The 16770-nt window shown below is 71.3% G+C and carries 13 protein-coding genes; all 13 read left to right on the top strand.

Annotated features, from left to right (window positions below; genetic code table 11):
- The first annotated feature begins 9 nt into the window (after positions 1-9).
- The 13 genes from lysA to LO772_RS12110 all read left to right on the top strand — a co-directional run bounded on the left by lysA (position 10) and on the right by LO772_RS12110 (position 16634).
- On the top strand, positions 10-1398 hold the full coding sequence (gene lysA / locus LO772_RS12170; protein WP_231779515.1) for a diaminopimelate decarboxylase: 1389 nt from the start codon (positions 10-12) through the stop codon (positions 1396-1398).
- A gap of 377 nt (positions 1399-1775) precedes the next feature.
- Positions 1776-3068 carry a homoserine dehydrogenase gene (locus tag LO772_RS12165; protein ID WP_231778421.1) on the top strand — a complete coding sequence of 431 codons (1293 nt, stop codon included), beginning with the start codon at positions 1776-1778 and terminating at the stop codon, positions 3066-3068.
- The gene (thrC, locus tag LO772_RS12160) at positions 3065-4213 is read left to right on the top strand and encodes a threonine synthase (RefSeq protein ID WP_231778420.1); all 1149 of its coding nucleotides are present in this window, start codon (positions 3065-3067) and stop codon (positions 4211-4213) included. The genes LO772_RS12165 and thrC overlap by 4 nt, the downstream gene beginning before the upstream one ends.
- A gap of 1005 nt (positions 4214-5218) precedes the next feature.
- Entirely contained in the window at positions 5219-6133 is a 915-nt protein-coding gene (thrB, locus tag LO772_RS12155; RefSeq protein WP_231778419.1) for a homoserine kinase, read from the top strand.
- Between the two features lie 643 nt (positions 6134-6776).
- Positions 6777-8903, top strand: coding sequence for a transcription termination factor Rho (gene rho, locus LO772_RS12150; RefSeq protein WP_231778418.1), 2127 nt, complete (start codon positions 6777-6779; stop codon positions 8901-8903).
- A 377-nt stretch (positions 8904-9280) separates the two neighbouring features.
- Positions 9281-9505 carry a 50S ribosomal protein L31 gene (gene rpmE, locus LO772_RS12145; RefSeq protein ID WP_231778417.1) on the top strand — a complete coding sequence of 75 codons (225 nt, stop codon included), beginning with the start codon at positions 9281-9283 and terminating at the stop codon, positions 9503-9505.
- Between the two features lie 113 nt (positions 9506-9618).
- Positions 9619-10689, top strand: a complete 1071-nt coding sequence (gene prfA / locus LO772_RS12140; protein WP_231778416.1) for a peptide chain release factor 1 — start codon at positions 9619-9621, stop codon at positions 10687-10689.
- 97 nt (positions 10690-10786) lie between these two features.
- A complete protein-coding gene (gene prmC, locus LO772_RS12135) occupies positions 10787-11632 on the top strand; it encodes a peptide chain release factor N(5)-glutamine methyltransferase (RefSeq protein ID WP_231779514.1) in 846 nt (281 codons plus the stop codon).
- A 148-nt stretch (positions 11633-11780) separates the two neighbouring features.
- Entirely contained in the window at positions 11781-12428 is a 648-nt protein-coding gene (locus LO772_RS12130) for an L-threonylcarbamoyladenylate synthase (protein ID WP_231778415.1), read from the top strand.
- Positions 12425-13057 (top strand): arsenate reductase/protein-tyrosine-phosphatase family protein, encoded by a 633-nt coding sequence (locus LO772_RS12125; protein ID WP_231778414.1) that lies wholly within the window; start codon positions 12425-12427, stop codon positions 13055-13057. Before LO772_RS12130 ends, LO772_RS12125 begins: the two co-directional genes overlap by 4 nt.
- Before the next feature lie 81 nt (positions 13058-13138).
- A complete protein-coding gene (glyA, locus tag LO772_RS12120; RefSeq protein ID WP_231778413.1) occupies positions 13139-14413 on the top strand; it encodes a serine hydroxymethyltransferase in 1275 nt (424 codons plus the stop codon).
- Between the two features lie 313 nt (positions 14414-14726).
- Entirely contained in the window at positions 14727-16034 is a 1308-nt protein-coding gene (locus LO772_RS12115; RefSeq protein WP_231778412.1) for an MraY family glycosyltransferase, read from the top strand.
- A 195-nt stretch (positions 16035-16229) separates the two neighbouring features.
- Positions 16230-16634, top strand: a complete 405-nt coding sequence (locus LO772_RS12110) for a hypothetical protein (protein ID WP_231778411.1) — start codon at positions 16230-16232, stop codon at positions 16632-16634.
- Positions 16635-16770 lie beyond the last annotated feature (136 nt).

Below are 16770 nucleotides of genomic sequence, written 5' to 3'. Positions count from 1 at the left end.
CTCAGCACCATGAGCAGGTCAGCACACCCCGCCGGACCCCGGCACGCGGACGTCCTCCCGGAGGGCCACGCGCTCCCCGCCCCGGAGGACCTCAACCGGCTGGACGCCAAGGTCTGGTCGCTCACGACCGGGCGCGGCACGGCCGGTGCGGTGTCCGTCGGGGGGCTGGACGTACGCGACCTCGCGGCCGAGTTCGGCACCCCCGCGTACATCCTCGACGAGGACGACCTGCGCGCCCGCTGCCGGGCGTGGAAGGAGGCGTTCGACGGCGCCGACGTGTTCTACGCGGGCAAGGCGTTCCTGTGCCGCGCGCTGGTGAAGTGGATCGCCGAGGAAGGCCTCAACCTCGACGTGTGCTCCGGCGGTGAGCTGGCCCTCGCGCTGAGCGCCGGCATGGATCCGGCCCGCATCGCGTTCCACGGCAACAACAAGTCCGTCCCCGAGATCGAGCGCGCGATCGAGGCCGGCGTCGGACGCATCGTCGTCGACTCGTACGAGGAGATCGCCCGCGTCGCCTACGCCGCCGAGCAACGCGGCGTCACCCAGCGCGTGTTGGTGCGTGTCACGGTCGGAGTCGAGGCGCACACCCACGAGTTCATCGCCACCGCACACGAGGACCAGAAGTTCGGGCTGTCGGTGGCCGACGGCGACGCCGCCGAGGCGGTGCGCCGCATCCTCAAGCACTCCTCCCTCGAACTCCTGGGCCTGCACTCGCACATCGGTTCGCAGATCTTCGACACCGCCGGCTTCGAGGTCTCCGCGCGGCGGGTGGTCGCGCTGCTGGCCGCGATCCGCGACGAACACGGCGTCGAGCTGCCGGAGATCGACCTCGGCGGCGGCCTCGGCATCGCGTACACCGTGCACGACGACCCGAAGCAACCCGCCGACATCGCCAAGGAGTTGACAGAGATCGTGCGCCGCGAGTGCGAGGCCGCGAGCCTGCGCATCCCGCGGCTGTCCGTCGAGCCGGGCCGGGCCATCGCGGGCCCGTCGACGTTCACGCTGTACGAGGTCGGCACGATCAAGCCGCTGCCGGGCCTGCGCACGTACGTCAGCGTCGACGGCGGCATGTCCGACAACATCCGCACCGCGCTGTACGACGCCGAGTACGACATCGCGCTCGTATCGCGCCGCAGTGACGCCGAGCCGATGCTGTCCCGCGTCGTCGGCAAGCACTGCGAGTCGGGCGACATCGTCGTACGCGACGCCTACCTGCCCGCCGACATCGCTCCCGGCGACCTCGTCGCGGTGCCGGCCACCGGCGCCTACTGCCGCTCGATGGCGAGCAACTACAACCACATCGCCCGGCCCCCCGTCGTCGCGGTCAAGGACGGGCAGGCCCGCGTCGTGGTCCGCCGCGAGACGGACGAGGACCTGCTCAGGCTCGACGTCGGCTGAGCATCGGCCACCGCCCACCGGAACGCGAGAAACACGGCCCGGCCGACTGTCGGCCGGGCCACACCCGTCCACCGCGAGACCCGCCCCCGACACGAGCGAAACCGGAATCACGGGCGACCGACAGGAAAATATCCCGCCGAGACCCGGAAACCAGCGCAAGAATTCCCGCCACCCCGGTCCGCTTTTCGTCTCGGATCCTGGACGGACGTGGGATCACCAGGTGATCCCGGCGAAACTGGCCCCGTGTCGTTTTTCGGTCCCACCCGGGCACCACCGGGACGACGCACACAGCGGACGGCGGGCGACAGACGGCAAACAGCGCGAGAAGTACCGGCGAAGAAGCACCAGCAGAGAAGTCGTTGACGAAGCGAGGTCGGATGATGCGTACGCAGCCGCTCAAGGTGGCGCTGCTCGGTTGTGGTGTGGTGGGTTCCGAAGTGGCCCGCATCATGACGACGCATGCCACGGACCTCGCCGCGCGCATCGGCGCCCCCGTCGAGCTGGCCGGAGTCGCGGTACGCCGCTCCGGCCGCGAGCGCCCCGGCATCGACCCGGCGCTGCTCACCACCGACGCGGAGGAACTGGTCCGCCGCGCCGACGTCGACGTCGTGATCGAGGTCATCGGCGGCATCGAGCCGGCCCGCACGCTCATCCTCGCCGCGATGGAGCACGGCGCCTCCGTCGTCTCCGCCAACAAGGCACTGCTCGCGGAGGACGGCGCCACGCTGCACGCCGCCGCCGCGAAGTTCGGCGTCGACCTGTACTACGAGGCCTCCGTCGCGGGTGCGATCCCGCTGCTGCGCCCGCTGCGCGAGAGCCTGGCCGGCGACAAGGTCAACCGCGTGCTCGGCATCGTCAACGGGACGACCAACTTCATCCTCGACCGCATGGACTCCACGGGCGCGGGCTTCGCCGACGCGCTCGACGAGGCCACCCGCCTCGGGTACGCGGAGGCCGACCCGAGCGCCGACATCGAGGGCTTCGACGCCGCCGCGAAGGCCGCGATCCTGGCCGGTCTCGCGTTCCACACGCGCGTGACCGCTGCCGACGTCTACCGCGAGGGCATCACCGAGGTCACCGCCGCCGATGTGGCCGGGGCCAAGACGATGGACCGCGTCGTGAAGCTCCTCGCGATCTGCGAGCGCGGCGAGGACGGCACGTCGGTCAGCGCGCGCGTACACCCGGCGATGATCCCGAGGTCGCATCCGCTCGCTTCGGTACGTGAGGCGTACAACGCGGTCTTCGTCGAGTCCGAGGCGGCCGGCAGCCTGATGTTCTACGGCCCGGGCGCGGGTGGCGCGCCGACCGCGAGCGCCGTGCTCGGCGACCTCGTCGCGGTGTGCCGCAACAAACTGTCGCAGACCACCGGCCCGGGGGAGTCGGCGTACGCGAACCTCGACGTACGCCCGGTGGGCCGGGCCGTCACGCGCTACCACCTGAGCCTCGACGTGGCCGACAAACCGGGCGTCCTGGCCCAGGTCGCGACGGTCTTCGCGCAGCACGACGTGTCGATCGACACCGTGCGGCAGCAGGGCCGCGACGGTGATGCGACACTCGTCATCGTCACGCACAGCGCCACCGACGCCGCCCTCTCGGCGACCGTGGACGAACTCCGCGGACTCGACATCGTCCGCGACATCGCCGGCATCATGCGGGTGGAAGGGGAATGACCATCGTGAGCGCGGCCAATGGTTCTGTGACCAGTGTGGGGAACGAAACCGCACGCGCCGATCGGAGCGGCCGGCCGTCGGGCGGGACGCACCAGTGGCGCGGGGTCATCGAGGAGTACCGGGACCGCCTCCCCGTCTCCCCGTCGACACCGGTCGTCACCCTCCGTGAGGGAGGTACGCCTCTCGTCCCCGCCCAGGTTCTCTCCGAGCGCACCGGGTGTGAGGTTCATCTCAAGGTCGAGGGCGCGAACCCGACCGGGTCCTTCAAGGACCGGGGGATGACGATGGCGATCTCGAAGGCCAAGGAGGAGGGCGCGCAGGCGGTGATCTGCGCGTCGACCGGCAACACGAGCGCGTCGGCGGCGGCCTACGCGGTGCGCGCGGGCATGGTCTGCGCGGTCCTCGTGCCGTCCGGCAAGATCGCGCTCGGCAAGATGGGCCAGGCGCTCGTGCACGGCTCGCGCATCCTCCAGGTGGACGGCAACTTCGACGACTGCCTGACGCTGGCCCGCGACCTCGCCGAGAAGTACCCCGTGGCGCTGGTGAACTCGGTCAACCCGGTACGCATCGAGGGGCAGAAGACCGCGGCGTTCGAGATCGTCGACATGCTCGGCGACGCTCCGGACATCCACGTCCTCCCGGTCGGCAACGCGGGCAACATCACCGCGTATTGGAAGGGTTACCAGGAGTACGCGAAGGACGGCCTCGCCGCGCGGCTCCCCCGCATGTGGGGCTACCAGGCCGCGGGTTCGGCGCCGATCGTCAACGGCGCCCCGGTCACCTCGCCGCAGACGATCGCCACCGCGATCCGGATCGGCAACCCCGCGTCGTGGGACTTCGCGCTGGCGGCCCGCGACGAGTCCGGCGGTCACATCGATTCTGTGACGGACCGTCAAATCCTGTCGGCCTACCGGCTGTTGGCATCGCAGGAGGGGGTCTTCGTGGAGCCGTCGTCGGCGGCGAGCGTGGCCGGTTTGCTCAAGGCCGCCGAACTGGGCCTGGTCGACCCGGGCCAGCGCATCGTCTGCACGGTGACCGGCAACGGGCTGAAGGACCCCGACTGGGCGGTCGCCGGCGCGCCGAAGCCCGTCGTCGTCCCGGTCGACGCGGTCGCCGCCGCAGGTCAACTCGGCCTCGACGCCTGAGAGTTCGCGGGAACGCGGAGAGACGGACAGGGACCTCCCGGCACGTCCCGATCGGGACATCGGCCGGTGCCGGCGAAAACGACCGGAAACCGATCCCGGACGAGGGGTGCGCGGCCACCGCGCGCCCCTCGTCGCACACACGGCGAACACACCGCGCTGCCGACGAAATTCGTCCGACACCGGCCCGGGACGACCGGGAAGCACCACGCGGCGCACGGGAGTTCCCGTAGCCCGGAACGCCCCACGCCCCGAGTTCGACGCCCGCACACGCGGGTTCCTCGGAGGCCCCCGACCGCCGGCGCCGCCGCCGATCCCCCACACGCACCCGCCGCGACGGGCCAGGCCCCGACGACGACTCCCAACACCCTTGCCCGCCAAGGAAGTTACTCCGGAATCGCGAAGACATTCCGACCGGCACCGGCACAGGACGCCCCCACCCGTTCCGCCCCGCCCCGGCACCGATCGCACCCCCGACAGGCGTTCCGACCCACACGACGCGCATATGCGACGGAAATCACGGGCACGACGTTGACGGGCCACGCCACCGCGCCGCACGCCGCCCACGCGCACGGCGAACGCCGTTGTCCGCACCGCACTTCCGACGAGCGGCACGGTACGGCGGCGGACGGCACCGCGGCGGGACAAGGCCAAGGGAAGCCAAGCAGGGCGCGACAAGACGAGACGAGGAGAGCCGAAGCAAAAGGAAGCGATTCGTCGGAATCAAGACGAGTCGATACAGCCACACAGCGGGAAATCGAGAAATTACCCTGGGCGCGGCGTGCCGTTCGCGAAGGTCCTTTCGCTACGCTGAGTCCCTGACGCGGCCACAGCGACCTTGTCTCAAGGTCCGCGCCCGTCGTATCCGCCGTTTTCCACGGTCCGACATGGTTCTGTCTTCACCGTGTCTTTCGCAGGTGGTCAGCCTCGAAGGCGAGCAGCCGCAAGGCGTCGTCACGTCCTCGCGGGCGTCCGCCGGGACTCCACGAGGAGGAGTGTCCACAACAGATGGCCGGTCCAGCTTTCCGTGCCGCCCCTGTCCGGGTGCGCGTGCCCGCGACGAGTGCAAATCTCGGCCCCGGCTTCGATGCTTTCGGGCTCGCGCTGGGCCTGTACGACGACGTCGTCGTGCGCATCGCCGACCGCGGCCTTTCGATAGACATCGCGGGTGAGGGCGCCGACAGCCTTCACCGTGACGAGAACCACCTCGTCGTCCGGGCTCTCAACGCGACGTTCGAGGTGCTCGGCGGGCGTCCGGCGGGCCTGGAGGTCGTGTGCGCGAACCGCATTCCGCACGGCCGCGGTCTGGGCTCGTCCGCCGCCGCGATCTGCGCGGGGGTCGTCGCGGCCCGCGCGCTGACGATCGGCGGTGCCGACCGTCTCGACGACGCCGCCGTGCTCGGCGTGGCGAGCGCGCTCGAAGGCCACCCGGACAACGTCGCGGCGTGCCTGTACGGCGGGTTCACCACCGCGTGGACCGACGAGGACGGCCCCCACGCGGTCGGCGCGCAGCCGCACGCCGACATCGCACCGGTGGTCTTCGTCCCGTCGACGCCGCTGTCCACCGAGGTCGCACGCGGACTGCTGCCCGCGCACGTCCCGCACAGCGAGGCCGCGATCACCGCCGGCCGGGCCGCCCTTCTGGTCACCGCGCTGACCACGCGCCCGGACCTGCTGCTGCCCGCGACGGAGGACCGGCTGCACCAGGACTACCGCGCGCCCGCGATGCCGGCCAGCGCCGCGCTGGTCGCCAAACTCCGAGGCCAGGGCCACGCCGCGGTCATCTCGGGTGCCGGACCGACCGTCCTCGCCCTGGTGACGGCCGAACGGGTGGACGACGTGATCGGCGCCGCGGGCCCGGAATGGGTGGCATCGCGACTGGAGGTCGACGCCGACGGCGCCGGCGTCCTCCCATTGGGCTAACCCCACGATGGGTGCCCGCCGACAGGGGACGCGATGACGGGCGCGGCGGCGGTCGCGGCGCCCCGGCCGACGAAAGACGCTGGGAAAGACGCGGGGAAAGACGCAGGACGCGGCGCCGAGCCGCACGAGACGCCCGGCGCGACACATCGGTGCCGCGTGGGCGCGAAACGCGGTGAGCCGCACGTGGACGCGGGGACACCGACTCGGAGATGTCACGGGGTGGGGGAATGTCGCGTGGGTCCGGTAGTGTTAATGTCACCGCACCAGGAGTCCAGCCCTTACCAGGCGGGGCCAGTTCGGTGCCCGGTTTCGTTTTCCGTGGCCACGGTCATACGGGAGCATCCCCCTCCTGCCTGTCCCTCGTGACAAAGCGTGGTTCCCCGAAGCCGTCCGACGCCCGCCCGGCGTCGTATCACGCGGATTCCAGCGAGAAATCCCGGGGCCCGAAGAGGACGAACCTCCCGCAGATGATCGTGAGCCCGATCCCAACCGCGCCGAACGCAGATTCGACGATTCCCGCCGTCAGGCGGACCACCGCACCGGACCCGCATCCGGGCCACCAGGGCCCGGGTCACGGGCCGGACAGCACAACCGGTCGCCGAGCCGTATCCAGGCCGACGCCCGCTCCAGGGAAGGACCCTTCGTGAGCGACACCACCGATCTCATGGACCAGGCCGCCGACCAGGCCGCGTCCGCCGCCAATGACGCCCCCGCCGCCGCGCCGCGGCGCCGTCGTGCCGCCGGCGGCGGCCTGAATGGCATGGTGCTGGCGGAGTTGCAGCAAATTGCCTCCGGTCTCGGGATCAGCGGGACCGGACGCATGCGCAAGAGCCAGCTCATCGAGGCCATTCAGGCCAAGCAGGGCGGCGGCGAACAGTCGGCGCCCGCCGCCGAGTCCCCGCCGGCGGCACCGCGCGCCACGCGCGCCGCCAAGGCCGCCGCCGCGCCCGCGCAGCCCGCCGAGGCCCCCGCACAAGAGGCGCCCGCCGCGGCCGAGCCCGCCGCGACCCCTCCCGCGAACGAGGCACCCACGCGTACGCGCCGTCTCGCGCGCCGCGGTGTGACCGATGTCGCGGCGCAGCAGTCGATCGACATTCCGGGGCAGGCCGCGAACGAGGGTGCCCCCGCGCGTACCCGCCGCGAGGACGCCGAGGCCGCCGAGCAGCCGGCCCGGGGCCGCCGCGGCGCCGCCGACAAGGCCGCCGAGCGCGGTGACAAGGGCGACAAGGGTGACAAGGGCGACCGGGAAGCCGCCGCCGAGACCACCACGGACACCGGCGGTGCGTCGAGCGGCACGGCGGAGACCGCGCAGCAGGACGGCCGCCAGGACGGCCGCGGCGAAGGCGGCGAGCGCGAGAGCCGCCGCGACCGCCGCGAGCGCGGCCAGCGCCGCGAGCGCGACGGGGACGGCCAGCGCGGCGACCGCGCCGGGCGCGGCCGTGGCGACCGCAACGACCGGGCCGACCGCGCCGGCGGCGACCGCGCGGCGTCCGGAGGCGACCGCGGTGACGCCGGCGGGCAGGACGACGACGATTTCGAGGGCGGCGGCAGGCGCCGCCGCGGCCGCTACCGCGACCGCAACCGGCGCCGGGGCCGCGACGGCTACGAGGCGAACGAGCCCGTGGTCGCCGAGGACGACGTCCTCATCCCCGTCGCGGGCATCCTCGACATCCTGGAGAACTACGCGTTCGTGCGCACCTCCGGTTACCTGCCGGGCCCGAACGACGTGTACGTCTCCCTCGCCCAGGTCCGCAAGAACGGGCTCCGCAAGGGCGACGCGATCGTCGGCGCGGTGCGCCAGCCGCGCGAGGGCGAGCGCCGCGAGAAGTTCAACGCGCTGGTCCGGCTCGACACCGTCAACGGCTCCGAGCCCGAGCACGCCCGCCAGCGCCCGGACTTCACCAAGCTGACGCCGCTCTACCCGCAGGAGCGCCTGCGCCTGGAGACCGAGCCGAACGTCCTGTCGACCCGGATCATCGACCTGGTCGCCCCGGTCGGCAAGGGCCAGCGCGGCCTGATCGTCTCGCCGCCGAAGGCCGGCAAGACGATGGTGCTCCAGTCGATCGCCAACGCGATCACGCACAACAACCCCGAGTGCCACCTCATGGTCGTCCTCGTCGACGAACGGCCCGAAGAGGTCACCGACATGCAGCGCTCGGTCAAGGGCGAGGTCATCTCCTCGACCTTCGACCGGCCGGCCGAGGACCACACGATCGTCGCCGAGCTGGCGATCGAGCGTGCCAAGCGGCTCGTCGAGCTCGGCCACGACGTTGTCGTGCTGCTCGACTCGATCACCCGTCTGGGCCGCGCGTACAACCTCGCCGCGCCCGCGTCGGGCCGCATCCTGTCCGGCGGTGTCGACTCGACCGCGCTGTACCCGCCGAAGCGCTTCTTCGGTGCCGCGCGCAACATCGAGAACGGCGGCTCCCTGACGATCCTCGCCACCGCGCTGGTCGAGACCGGCTCGCGCATGGACGAGGTGATCTTCGAGGAGTTCAAGGGCACCGGCAACATGGAGCTCAAGCTCGACCGCAAGCTCGCCGACAAGCGCATCTTCCCCGCGGTGGACGTCGACGCGTCCAGCACCCGCAAGGAGGAGATCCTCATGGCGCCGGAGGAGCTCGCCATCGTGTGGAAGCTCCGCCGCGTGCTGCACGCGCTGGAGCAGCAGCAGGCGATCGAGCTTCTGCAGGACAAGATGAAGAAGACGAAGAGCAACGCCGAGTTCCTGATGCAGATCCAGAAGACCACCCCGATGCCGAACGACTGACGTCGTCCGACCACGGGCAGGTCGACGGCCCCGGCACCGCGTACGCGCGGTCGCCGGGGCCGCGGTGTTCGGGCGGGCGGGGCCGCGCGAAACCGTGGGGCGCGTGGGGCGTAACCGGGTCACCCGAGCGCGGGTCCGCCGCCGTTGCGCGTTCCCCGTCCGGCCCCGCTTTTCCTCACCGCCGGGGCGATGCGCGCGGCGCGGCACGCGCAGAGGCCGCCGGGTCCGCACGCCCGCCGCGCTCGTGCGCGCCGTTGCGAGGCCCCGATTTTGGTACGGCCCTCCCCGGCTGGCACACTGGTCTGTCGGCTCCGGTTCACGTCCGCCCCTTCCTTCGGTGGCGACCCGGTGCCCACCGAATCGTCAAGGAGACCCCTGTGAAGCCCGAGATCCACCCGGAGTACGTGGAGACGACCGTCACCTGCACGTGCGGTTCCGCGTTCACCACCCGCAGCACCGCCACCAGCGGCCAGATCAAGGTCGAGGTGTGCTCGCAGTGCCACCCGTTCTACACGGGCAAGCAGAAGATCCTCGACACCGGCGGCCGTGTCGCCCGCTTCGAGAAGCGCTTCGGCAAGGGCCCCGGCGCGGGCACCAAGTAGCGACCTGCGACGCCGGAGGGGTGTGTGGGCCGGGCCGAGACCCGCGCCCGCCCCTCCGGCGTCGTTCGTTTGTCCGCCCCCACCCGCGCCCGCCACCGACAGGAGCAACCCCCGTGTTCGAGGCGATGGACGAACTTCTCGCCGAGCACGCCGACCTCGAACGGCGCCTCGCCGACCCCCAGGTCCATGCCGACCAGTCGCGCGCCCGTACGCTCGGCCGCCGGTACGCCGAGCTGAGCCCCATCGTCGACACGTACCGCTCCTGGCTCCGGACCGGCGACGACATCGCGACCGCCCGCGAACTCGCCTCCGAGGACCCGGACTTCGCCGCCGAGGCCGACGAGCAGGAGCGCCGCCGCGACGAACTCGCCGACAAGCTGCGCCACCTGCTCGTACCGCGTGACCCCGCCGACGACAAGGACGTCATCCTCGAGATCAAGGCGGGCGAAGGCGGCGACGAGTCCGCGCTGTTCGCCGGGGACCTGCTGCGCATGTACCTGAGGTACGCGGAGCGCGCCGGCTGGAAGACCGAGGTCATCGACGCCAACGAGTCCGATCTCGGCGGCTACAAGGACGTCTCGGTCGCCGTCAAGTACAAGGGCAGCCCGGCGCCCGGCGAGGGCGTCTTCGCCCGCCTCAAGTTCGAGGGCGGCGTGCACCGCGTGCAGCGCGTGCCGGCCACCGAGTCGCAGGGCCGCATCCACACCTCCGCGGCCGGCGTCCTGGTGCTTCCCGAGGCCGAGGACATCGACGTCGAGATCAATCCCAACGACCTGCGCGTCGACGTCTACCGCTCGTCGGGCCCCGGCGGCCAGTCGGTCAACACCACCGACTCCGCGGTGCGCATCACACACCTGCCGACGGGTGTCGTCGCGTCGTGCCAGAACGAGAAGAGCCAGCTCCAGAACAAGGAGCAGGCGATGCGCATCCTGCGCGCCCGGTTGCTCGCCGCGGCCCGCGAGGAGGCCGACAAGGAAGCCGCGGACGCCCGGCGCAGCCAGGTCCGCACCGTGGACCGGTCGGAACGCATCCGCACCTACAACTTCCCGGAGAACCGGATCTCCGATCACCGGGTGGGCTACAAGGCGTACAACCTCGATCAGGTGCTCGACGGCGACCTCGACGCTGTGGTCCAGGCGTGCGCGGACGCCGACACGGAAGCCAGACTGGCCCTCAGCGGCTGAGCCGCCGGCTGGAGCCGGACCGGGCGGACCCCCGGAGACGGCCCCCACGCCCACACGGCATCCCCGGGCTCCGGCCCGGGACTGCGGACGGAGAATGATGAACCTGCTGCTCGCCGAGGTGGCCCAGGCCACCCTGCGACTGGCCGACGCGGGCGTGCCCTCGCCCCGTTTCGATGCCGAGGAGCTGGCCGCGTACGTGCACGGGGTCAAGCGGGGCGAGTTGCATACCGTCGCCGACGGGGACTTCGACGCGCGGTTCTGGGCCGCGGTGGCCCGCCGGGAGGCGCGCGAACCGCTCCAGCACATCACCGGCCGGGCGTTCTTCCGCTACCTCGAACTGCATGTCGGCCCGGGGGTTTTCGTCCCGCGTCCGGAGACCGAGGTGGTCGTCGGCTGGGCCATAGAGGCGCTGCGCGCGATGGACGTCGCGGAGCCCCTTGTGGTCGACCTGTGCACCGGGTCGGGGGCGATCGCGCTGGCGGTCGCCCAGGAGGTGCCGCGCTCCGTCGTGCACGCCGTCGAGCTGGACGAACGCGCGTTCGGGTACGCGCGGCGCAACGCCGCCGGATCCCGCGTGAACCTGCACCACGGCGACGCGCTGGCGGCCCTGCCGCACCTGCACGGCACGGTGGACCTGGTGATCAGCAACCCGCCCTACATCCCGCTGGAGGAATGGGAGAACGTCGCCCCCGAGGCGCGCGACCACGACCCCGAGATGGCGCTGTTCTCCGGCCCGGACGGCCTCGACGTGATCCGCGGCCTGTCCCGCGCCGCGTACCGCCTCCTGCGGCCCGGCGGTCTCGTCGTCGTCGAACACGCGGACACTCAGGGCGGCACCGTGCCGTGGATCTTCAACGAGGAGTCCGGCTGGGTCGACGCCGCCGACCACCGGGATCTGAACAACCGGCCGCGGTTCACTACGGCTCGCAAGGAGGGCGCGTGAGTGTGGCCGGGGGTCCGGGGGGTGCCTCCGGGGGTGTGGAGCGCGGCGGCTCGCGGGAAGCACGCGTGAGGCCGGCGGCGGTTCCCGGGGGCGTCCCCCGGGGTGGGCAGTTCAGCGAAGACACGCACCGTTTGGAAGGACAGTCCCGATGAGCCGACGCTACGACTGCTCCGACACGCTGGATCGCAGCCTGGGCCTGCGCGAGGCCGCGAGTGCGGTGAAACGCGGCGAGCTGGTCGTCATGCCGACCGACACGCTGTACGGCATCGGCGCCGACGCGTTCTCCCCGCAGGCGGTCCGCTCGCTGCTGACCGCGAAGGGCCGGGGCCGCAACATGCCGTCCCCGGTGCTGGTCGGCTCGCCGACGACGCTGCACGGCCTCGTCACCGGGTTCCCCGAGACCGGCTGGGAGCTGGTCGACGCCTTCTGGCCCGGCGCGCTGACCATCGTCGCGTTCCACCAGCCGTCGCTGCAGTGGGACCTGGGCGATACGCGCGGAACGGTCGCCGTACGCATGCCCTTGCACCCGGTGGCGATCGAACTGTTGACCGAGACCGGTCCGATGGCGGTGAGCAGCGCGAACCGCTCGGGCAACGCGCCGGCCGCCACGGTCGCCGACGCCGTGGACCAGCTCGGCGACTCCGTGTCGGTCTACCTGGACGGCGGCACCTGCCCCGCGGCGGTGCCGTCGTCGATCGTGGACCTGACCGCGGGCCGCCCGCGCCTGCTGCGCGAGGGCGCGCTGTCCCTGGCCGAGCTGCGCGAGGTCGTGCCCGATCTGGAAGGCGTGAGTTGAACCCGACCCCTCCCGGGGCCGGAACGGTGGCGGACGCGGGGCCGTTCCGCATCCTCTTCGTGTGCACCGGCAGCATCTGCCGGTCGCCGATCGCGGAGCGGCTCGCCCGCCTGGGCCTGTCGCGGCGCCTGGCGTCGTACGAGGCGGACCGGATCGAGGTGACCAGCGCCGGCACATGGGGCCACGAGGGCGCGGCGATGGAGCCGTTCGCCGCCGAGGTGGTCCGCGAGTTCGGGGGCGACCCGGGGGATTTCCTCGGCCGCGAACTCCAGGACGAGCACGTCGCGGAGGCGGACCTGGTGCTGACCGCGACCCTCGACCACCGCGCGCACGTCGTGTCGATGGGCCACGCGTCGGGTCTGCGCACCTTCACTCTCAAGGAGTTCACCCGCCTGGTCGGCGTCCTGGAGCGCTCCGCGGTGCCCGACGGCGACCTGGTGGAACGCGGCCGGTTCCTGGTGCGCGCGGCGGCGGCCCTGCGCGGGCGTATGGCGGCGCCCGGGCCCGAGTGGGACGAGGTCGCGGACCCGTACGGTTCGCCGCTCACGGTCTTCCGCGCGTGCGCGTCCGAGATCAACACCGCGATCGATCCGATGCTGACGGCCTTGACCGCCCGTACGGGGATGTGACCCAGGTCTCGTCGACCTACAGTGGAGGGTGCGTTTTCTCCCGCACCGCCCCGACAGACCGGCCTGGTTAGGAGTTGTGCCATGGGCACGACCGACAGCCCCTTCTGGGGTCCGGACTTCTCCCTTCTCCAGCAGACTGACCCCGACATCGCCGACGTGGTGCTCGGCGAGTTGTCCCGGCAGCGCGGCGGTCTCCAGCTGATCGCCAGCGAGAACTTCACGTCCCCCGCCGTCCTCGCGGTTCTCGGCAGCACCCTCTCCAACAAGTACGCCGAGGGCTATCCGGGGCGGCGCTACTACGGCGGCTGCACGCAGGTCGACCGGGCGGAGGAGATCGGCGTGCGCCGCGCGTGCGAGCTGTTCGGCGCGGCCCACGCCAACCTCCAGCCCCACTCGGGTGCCTCGGCCAACCTCGCGGCCTACGCGGCCCTCCTCGTGCCGGGTGACACCGTCCTGGCGATGTCCCTGCCGCACGGCGGCCACCTCACCCACGGATCGCGGGTGAACTTCTCCGGCCGGTGGTTCACCACCGTCGCGTACGGCGTGCGCGAGCGGGACGAGACGATCGACTACGACCAGGTCAGGGACCTCGCGCGGCGGCACCGACCGAAAATGGTCATCTGCGGGGCGACGGCCTATCCGAGGCTGGTCGACTTCGCCGTGTTCCGCGAGATCGCCGACGAGGTGGGCGCGTACCTGGTCGTCGACGCCGCGCACTTCATCGGCCTGGTGGCCGGCGGCGTGGTGCCGTCGCCGGTGCCGTACGCCGACATCGTCACCGCGACCACCCACAAGGTCCTGCGCGGTCCGCGCGGCGGCATGATCCTGTGCCGCGAGGAGCTGGCCGAGCGTGTCGACAAGGCGGTTTTCCCGTTCTGCCAGGGCGGCCCGCTGATGCACGCGGTCGCCGCGAAGGCGGTCGCGCTGCACGAGGCGGCACAGCCGGCGTTCGCGGCGTACGCGCGGCAGGTGGTCGCCAACGCGCAGGCGCTCGCGGGCGGCCTGGAGGCGGAGGGCATGCGCGCGGTCTCCGGCGGCACCGACACGCATCTGGCGCTGCTGGACCTGCGGGGGATCGGGATCAGCGGGCGCGACGCGGAGACCCGCTGCGAGCGGGCGGGGATCACGCTCAACAAGAACGCGATTCCGTTCGACCCGGTCAAGCCGATGATCGCGTCGGGGATCCGGGTCGGCACCCCGGCGGTGACCACCCAGGGCATGACCGAGGGCGACATGAAGGAGATCGCGGCGCTCGTCGGGCGCGCGGTCCGGGACACCGGAGGCAGTGCGGCGGCGGACATCAAGGCGGCGGTGGCGGAGCTGGTGGGCCGGCACCCGGCCTATCCGCACGGCTGAGCGCCGGGTGCGGGCGCGGATGATCCCGAACACGCGAAAGTCGTGGCGTGAATCGCGGCACCGGAACGGCCCCGCGCGCGTCTATGTGAGGGAACAACGCCTCCCCTGAGGGGCGGGGACGCGACCGGTGGTTCTATCGTGAACACAGAGCGCACAGAGGCCCGAGTGGCTGGTGGGACAAAAGGTGTGACGCGTGCTTGTGGTGGCTCGTGGTGTCCCTGCTGTGCGATCGTTTCCCGCCGGGAAGACGATGACCTCTAGTGTGCTGCGTGTGGTGCGGCAATATGCACAGTCCTGGGACGGTGGCTGAGTCTTGCGCGAGTACCTGCTGACGCTGTTTGTCTCCGCAGCCGTCACGTACCTGCTCACCGGCGCCGTCCGCCGCTTCGCGATCGCCGCGGGCGCGATGCCGGAGATCCGCGCGCGGGACGTGCACAAGGAGCCGACACCGCGCCTCGGCGGCATGGCGATGTTCGGCGGCCTGTGTGCGGGGTTGCTGATCGCCCGTCACCTGCCGGGCATGGAAGTGGTGTTCACCGACTCCACGGACGTGCAGGCGCTGTTGTCCGGGTGTGCGCTCATCTGCCTGCTCGGGGTGATCGACGACAAGTGGGGCGTCGACGCGATCATCAAACTGCTCGGCCAGGCCCTCGCCGCCGGTGTGATGGTGTGGCAGGGCATCGTCATCCTGTGGCTGCCGATCCCCGGGCACGGGACGTACAGCCTCAGCCCCACGCAGGGTGCGATCCTCACGATCGCGGTCGTCGTCATCACCATCAACGCGGTCAACTTCGTCGACGGACTCGACGGGCTCGCGGCCGGAATGGTCTGCATAGCGGGCCTGGCGTTCTTCGCGTACGCCTACCGGCTGTGGTTCGGCTACGGCATCGACGGTGCCGCCGCCCCGACCATGTTCACGGCGCTGCTCATCGGGGTGTGCGCCGGTTTCCTCCCGCACAATCTGCATCCCGCGCGGATCTTCATGGGCGATTCCGGGTCGATGCTCATCGGCCTGATGCTCGCCGCCGCGGCGATCACCCTGACGGGGCGTCTCGACCCCGAGGTGATCTCGGCGCAGAGCGGGTCGGAGACGTTCGCGACCCACAAGCTGGTGCCGGTCTACATCCCGCTGGTGCTGCCGTTCGCGGTGCTGATCGTGCCGTTCTTGGATCTTGTGATGGCCGTCACGCGCCGGGGGTGGGCGGGGCAGTCGCCGTTCGCGGCGGACAAAGGGCACCTGCACCACCGGCTCCTGGAGATCGGCCACTCGCACAGCCGTGCGGTGCTGATCATGTACTTCTGGTCGGGTTTGATCGCGTCCTTTACCGTCCTGATCTCGGTGCGACCGGACCGGCGTCCGATCGTGTACGCGGGACTGGGGTTCATGGCACTCGGCCTGATCGTTCTGCTGCTCCCGTGGTTCCGGCCCAACGCCCCGCGCTGGCTGTACGCGGTGGTCCCGCCCCGATACCGTGGCCGAGGCCGCAACCGGGACGCGGACGCGGATCCGGAGGGCGCACCCGACTCCGGGGACTCGGTCGAACAGCCTTGGCCCGGAAGGGAGTCCGCGACACGGCCGGTGGCCGGGAGCGGGTCGCGCGCGCAACGGGGACGGCTGTGAGCTTGAGCACAGGAACCGAGTAAAGCTCTGCTCAAATAGTTTGTGATAGCGTTCACGAACCAGGACCAATGGTCCGATGCGCCCTCGGGAATCCGCCAAATGGGTTACGGGGCCGGCGGGAAGGCCGGGGAGCGTCGGCCGCGATGTCGTCCTGGTCCGCCCCCACGTCCCCCGACTCTTGCCGGAGACACCGACATGCAGGCCAATGACGCACGGCTGCTCCGCGGCTCGGCAGTCCCCACGGCCGCCGTCGCGATCGTCGCCATGATCGTGGGCACGCTGGTCGCCGGATCCAAAGGGCTGATCGGCGCGGCCTTCGCCTCGGTCGTGGTGCTCGTCTTCTTCTCGTTGGGCCAGCTCGCGATCGGCAGGATCACCGACGGCAATCCGTTCATGATCATGAACATGGCCATGTTGACCTACCTTGTCCAGGTCGGTGCCGTGGCCATCTTGTTGTTCGCGTTCGCCGACGCCACATGGTTCGACACCAAGGTTTTCGCCATCGTCATCCTGGCCGCGACCCTCGTCTGGATCGCCGCACAGGTGCGGGTGTTCAGCAAGCTGAAGATCGCGTACGTCGAACCGGACGGGAAACGATGACGGATGAGACGCCTACCGCGCCCCACATCCGTCGGCGGTACGAAGATCGACGGCCCGGGTTCCATGAGCCCGTGGGGGTCCTGCTATCGTCCGGTGCGTCATGAGCGAGAGTGGACGCCGAAGCGGCCCGGAAAGT

The sequence above is a fragment of the Yinghuangia sp. ASG 101 genome (assembly GCF_021165735.1).
Taxonomy (GTDB): domain Bacteria; phylum Actinomycetota; class Actinomycetes; order Streptomycetales; family Streptomycetaceae; genus Yinghuangia.
This window is presented reverse-complemented; position numbering and strand designations above follow the sequence as displayed.